The sequence below is a fragment of the Pseudomonadota bacterium genome, from assembly GCA_030860485.1.
Lineage (GTDB): Bacteria > Pseudomonadota > Gammaproteobacteria > JACCXJ01 > JACCXJ01 > JACCXJ01.
This window is the reverse complement of sequence record JALZID010000134.1, coordinates 1-4,427: the sequence shown is the minus strand read 5'-3', so window position 1 is coordinate 4,427 and position 4,427 is coordinate 1. Positions and strand designations below refer to the sequence as shown.

The following is a 4,427-nucleotide window of genomic DNA, read 5'->3' as shown; positions in this document are numbered from 1 at the left end:
TCAAAGGCAGGTGTTGTACCTGGGGGAGATCAATGACGGTCAGAGGGCAAGCTGGTGTAAGACGATCGAAGTAGTGCAGGAGGGTGAGGTCCGGCGCAAGCAGATTGCCATCTTCCCCGAAGATCGTGTGGCACCCCCCTTGGACTGTGACATTGTGAGGATCAAGCTCGGCGAGCTGCAATTACATCGTCCCCGGCAATGGGGTGCCTGCTGGTTGGCCTGTCTCCTTTGGGATCAGCTGAGGTTGGATGAGCTTTGGTCCGATAGACTGCCGGTCGGTCGCCAGGGGACCCGTTGGCTGAATGTGTTCAAGACTTTGGTCTGTTAGCGCTTGGTCGATCCAGGCAGCGAGTGGCGGCTGCACCGGCAATGGTATGAACGAAGCGCGATGGGCGATCTCTTGGGTGAGGATTTTGGTCTCGTGCAGATCGACAAGCTGTATCGGTGTTTGGACAAGTTGTTGCCCCATAAGCGGGACCTCTTTACGTATCTCCGGCAACGCTGGCAGGCGCTGTTCCATGTGGGGTTCGAGGTGCTCCTCCACGATCTGACCAGCACCTATTTTGAATCGGAGCCACCGGAAGGAGGTCTGCGGAAATTCGGTTACAGCCGCGACAAACGTTGCGTGCAGGTGGTGATTGCCTTGGTCGTGACCCCGGAAGGTTTTCCGCTCGCCTAGGTGATCACCACCCGGTTCCTGTCGCGGGCCAGTACGATGAGCCGCTTCTGCGCCGGGGGCAGGGGCGCATCCCCGATCTCCATCCCGAAAGAGGATCTCCTCTGCCATCGTTCAGTCCGAGGCCGCCAAGGCGATGTTGCCGAACGCCAAGAGGCGGCAACAACAGGGCGATGTCCACATCGCTGTCGGGCCATTCGTCCTCGGTGCCGTAGGAGCCGAACAAATAGATCGCCTGCGTATCGGGATATTGGCGCAACACGGTTTGAACGATCTCGCCCCGCTCCTTCATACGTTGATCTCGATGACTTTCATGGTGTCGGTGCCGAAGATGTCCACTTCCGTCACCGCCACCTTGCGGCGGCCGGGAAGCGCGCATCCGGGTCAGACATAGATTGCGTCTCGGTCGATACGGTTCTTCGGGTGAGCGCTCGATCAACCTTGAGCGTGCGCTTCTCGCGGCACGCGGAAAGCTTGTCGTTGGACATGATTATTTCGTCCTACCGTGATCGCACGGCTAGAACCGCGCTATTAAATTTCGCGACGGCAGGGCGCTCCGCCCCCGACACCCACGCAAAAGATCAAAGCACAAGACCCAAAAGGTCATGCTGGACGAGCGGTTCCCGGCCAGGTTGTTCATGCCCTCGATTGCATTCCACGCGCCCTTGTAACTCATCTTCATGGCGCGGGCCGCGTGCGTGATGGTGCCGTGGTCGCGGATCTCCCGGAGCAGGGCGATGCGCCCGGGTCCGCCGAGCTTGCGGTCGCCGACCGCCATCCACACTAAGCTCGATGGGCCTCTGTTCGATGCTCACCCGGTAAATGGCCTGTGGGACCGGCGTATGGGCCGGGCGGGTCGAGCACCTCCGTGGCGCTTGATGCTTCGACTACCCCGTCCGAGAGTCGCAGGACCTCTTCGCCGAAGACCCGCACGTCCTCGGGATCGTGGGTAATGAGGGCCATCGGTACCTCCAGTCGCGCGTGCAGGGCGTGCAACTCCGCACGCATGCGCGAGCGCAGGGCCGGGTCCAGGGCCGCGAAAGGCTCGTCGAGGAGCAGCGCGCGGGGGCGCGCCACGAGCGCCCGCGCGAGCGCCGTGCGCTGGCGTTGCCCGCCTGAGATCTGGCTCGGGTACTGGTGTGCCACACGGCAGAGTTCGAAGGACTCGAGCCAAGAATCGATGGCCGGATCGGGTCGATCGCCGTGTAGATTGAGCCACCCGCGCCTGAGGCCGAAGCCGACGTTCTGCCGCACCGTCAAGTGCGGGAACAGGGCATAGTCCTGGAAAAGATAAGCGACCCTGCGTTCTTGGGGACAGAGGCTGGTTCCGGCGGCGCTGTCGAAGAGCGTGGCCCCGGAAAGCACGATCGAGCCTTCATCCGGCGTGATCAGCCCGGCGATGGCCTTGAGGAGCAGGCTCTTCCCGGCCCCCGAGGGACCGTGGACCACGATCCGAGGGCTGTGCACGCTGAAACGCGCCTGCAGGTGGAAGGTCTGCCTGGCGCTCCGGAGCGTCTTGCGGATATCGACGTCCAGCGCCATCGGCGCCCTATTCGCTCGCGGTCCGACCGGGGGCCAGGCGCCCCGCCGCCACGAGCACCGCGACGCAGGTGACAGACGTGATGAGCACGAGCATCTGGGCGGTCTCGTCGTGACCCGCCTGCACCGCTTCGTAGACCGCGATCGAGAGTGTCTGGGTCTTGCCCGGGATGCTGCCGGCCACCATGAGCGTGGCGCCGAACTCGCCCAGAGCGCGGGCGAAGGCCAAAAGCGCGCCCGCCAGGATCCCGCGCCAGGCGAGCGGCAGGGTCACGCGAAAGAAGATCCCCCACTCCGACACGCCGAGCACGCGCGCGGCCTCCTCCAGCTCGCGGTCGACCGCCTCGAAGGCGGCGCGCGCCGACTTGAAGGTCAACGGAAAGGCGACCAGGCTCGCGGCGATCACCGCCCCCTGCCAGGTGAAGACGAGGGTGATACCGAAGGCATCGTGGAGCCAGGCACCCAGCGCCCCCTTGCGCCCGATGACGACCAGGAGGTAATAGCCGAGCACCGTGGGCGGCATCACGAGCGGTAGAGTCAGAAGCGCATCGACCAGATCGCGGCCCGGGATCCGCCGGCGGGCCAGCACGTAGCCGACACCGACGCCCATGACGAGGCACACCAGCGTGGCGCAGCTCGCCACCTTGAGGGACAGCGCCAGTGCCGTCCAGGCGGACCCCATGTCCTCGTCGATCCCGGTCATGGCGGGAGAAAGCCATACCGGGCCAGGATAGCCTGGCCAGGTGGCGACAGCACGTAGTCCAAGAAACGCCGTGCCTCAGCGCTCTTCCCTGCGACGACGGCGATCGGGTAGGTGATGGGGACCTCGGTCGCCACCGTGAACGCTACGCGGACCTGGTCTTTGCGGATCGCGGCGTCGGTGGTATACACGAAAGCGACATCGACCTCGGCGCGGGCGACATAGTCGAGGCTTTGGCGGACGTTCTGCGTATAGATAGCCTTGGCCTCGATCGCGGGCCAACGCCCGGCCCGCTCAAGAGCATCCCGGGCATAGCGGCCGGCCGGTACGCTCGCCGGGTTACCGAGCGCGATGCGCTCCACATCGGTGCGTTCCAGATCGGACAGCCCCTCGAGCACGAGCGTACTGTCGGCAGGCACGATCGCCACCAGAGTATTGCGGGCGAAATTGCTGCGGGTGGCTGGCTCGATGAGCTTCTGGGCGGCGGCCTTGTCCATGGAATCCTGGTCCGCCGTAGCCAGCACATCGACCGGTGCGCCCGCCGCGAGCTGCTGGACCAGCGCATCGGATGCGGCGAAGTTGAACCGGACCTCGGTGCCCGGATGCTGTATCTTGAAAGCCGAGCCGATCTCCTTGAAGGCATCGGTCAGGCTGGCCGCCGCCGAAACGGTGACATCGCCCGCCGGCGCCGCGCACGCGCACGCCACTAGCCCGGCTGCGCAGAGCCACCTTTTCCAAAGGGACCGCATCGCCACCTCGCTTTGCACTGCGACCTAGCGAAATATACAACCTTACATAACGGATCGCCAATCACCGGACGACCCGCTGTGGCGAGCCGATGCGGATCATCGCCTCGGTCAGCCATCAGCTACTCGATTTCAACGTCTCGAGCCACGTCGCCCGGCGCAATGGCCTGGCCGCCGGCGTGGGCGCGAGGGTCTCGCTGCTCTGCGAAGGCATCCATCTGATGCCTGGCATAGCGATATCGTATGCGCCTCCACCCCTCCCCTCGGTGGCAGCCCGCCGCGCGACAAACATCGCCCCGGGTCCACCGCCAACCCCTTGCGGCGGCCCTCAAGATATGCTATAGCTAACTGAAAAGGAGGAGAATAAACCGGGGAACGATTCGAATCGATCACAGCGACAGCGCGACGTCCGAGATCCGTCGGGCCATGCGTCGGCGCCTGCTGGTCGGCCTCGGCCCACTCCCCGGCCTGTAGGCAACCCTCATCTGGCGGCGCTTAGCTATCCCCTCCTTTCAATTTATGCAACTTTTCGGGTAGTCATCTCGCTCACTCTGATAGAAACCCGAAGTACCTTAATTCTACTTTGTCACTCCGCCGATGGGTTTAATAGAGCTGCGTTCTGTTTCCGATAGGCGGATTCACACGCGCTCTGTCGTCGTTGGTGTCGTTCTGCGATGAGCTCGGCCACGGAGTCCGGGTCATGGGCGCGATGAGGCAGAAGCGCATCGATAGCGAAGACAAGGTCCGAGAGAGTGAGGTCCTTGAC

The 4,427-nt window shown here is 63.9% G+C and carries 5 protein-coding genes and 3 pseudogenes; 1 reads left to right on the top strand and 7 read right to left on the bottom strand.

What is annotated here, in order from left to right:
• A pseudogene (locus M3461_07410) lies at positions 1-676 on the top strand (IS1634 family transposase).
• A 205-nt stretch (positions 677-881) separates the two neighbouring features.
• On the opposite strand, the pseudogene M3461_07405 reads toward M3461_07410, so the two are convergent.
• From M3461_07405 to M3461_07375, 7 genes and pseudogenes are all read right to left on the bottom strand, one after another.
• Positions 882-968 (bottom strand): annotated as a pseudogene (locus M3461_07405) (nucleotidyltransferase domain-containing protein).
• Positions 969-1,020: 52 nt separating this feature from the next.
• The gene (locus M3461_07400; protein MDQ3774190.1) at positions 1,021-1,164 is read right to left on the bottom strand and encodes a hypothetical protein; all 144 of its coding nucleotides are present in this window, start codon (positions 1,162-1,164) and stop codon (positions 1,021-1,023) included.
• Between the two features lie 134 nt (positions 1,165-1,298).
• Positions 1,299-1,454 (bottom strand): annotated as a pseudogene (locus tag M3461_07395) (LysR family transcriptional regulator).
• A 5-nt stretch (positions 1,455-1,459) separates the two neighbouring features.
• Positions 1,460-2,218 (bottom strand): ATP-binding cassette domain-containing protein, encoded by a 759-nt coding sequence (locus M3461_07390; GenBank protein ID MDQ3774189.1) that lies wholly within the window; start codon positions 2,216-2,218, stop codon positions 1,460-1,462.
• A gap of 7 nt (positions 2,219-2,225) precedes the next feature.
• Positions 2,226-2,897 (bottom strand): molybdate ABC transporter permease subunit, encoded by a 672-nt coding sequence (modB, locus tag M3461_07385; protein ID MDQ3774188.1) that lies wholly within the window; start codon positions 2,895-2,897, stop codon positions 2,226-2,228.
• A gap of 17 nt (positions 2,898-2,914) precedes the next feature.
• Positions 2,915-3,664, bottom strand: coding sequence for a molybdate ABC transporter substrate-binding protein (modA, locus tag M3461_07380; protein MDQ3774187.1), 750 nt, complete (start codon positions 3,662-3,664; stop codon positions 2,915-2,917).
• Positions 3,665-4,247: 583 nt separating this feature from the next.
• Positions 4,248-4,427: hypothetical protein (locus tag M3461_07375; protein MDQ3774186.1), on the bottom strand; the 180-nt coding region annotated here is incomplete at its 5' end.

Bases quoted from the DNA above. Each gene is read 5' to 3' on its own strand.
- M3461_07390 (MDQ3774189.1), bottom strand. From the start codon at position 2,218: ATGGCGCTGGACGTCGATATCCGCAAGACGCTCCGGAGCGCCAGGCAG.
- modA (MDQ3774187.1), bottom strand. From the start codon at position 3,664: ATGCGGTCCCTTTGGAAAAGGTGGCTCTGCGCAGCCGGGCTAGTGGCG.
- modB (MDQ3774188.1), bottom strand. From the start codon at position 2,897: ATGGGGTCCGCCTGGACGGCACTGGCGCTGTCCCTCAAGGTGGCGAGC.
- M3461_07400 (MDQ3774190.1), bottom strand. From the start codon at position 1,164: ATGTCCAACGACAAGCTTTCCGCGTGCCGCGAGAAGCGCACGCTCAAG.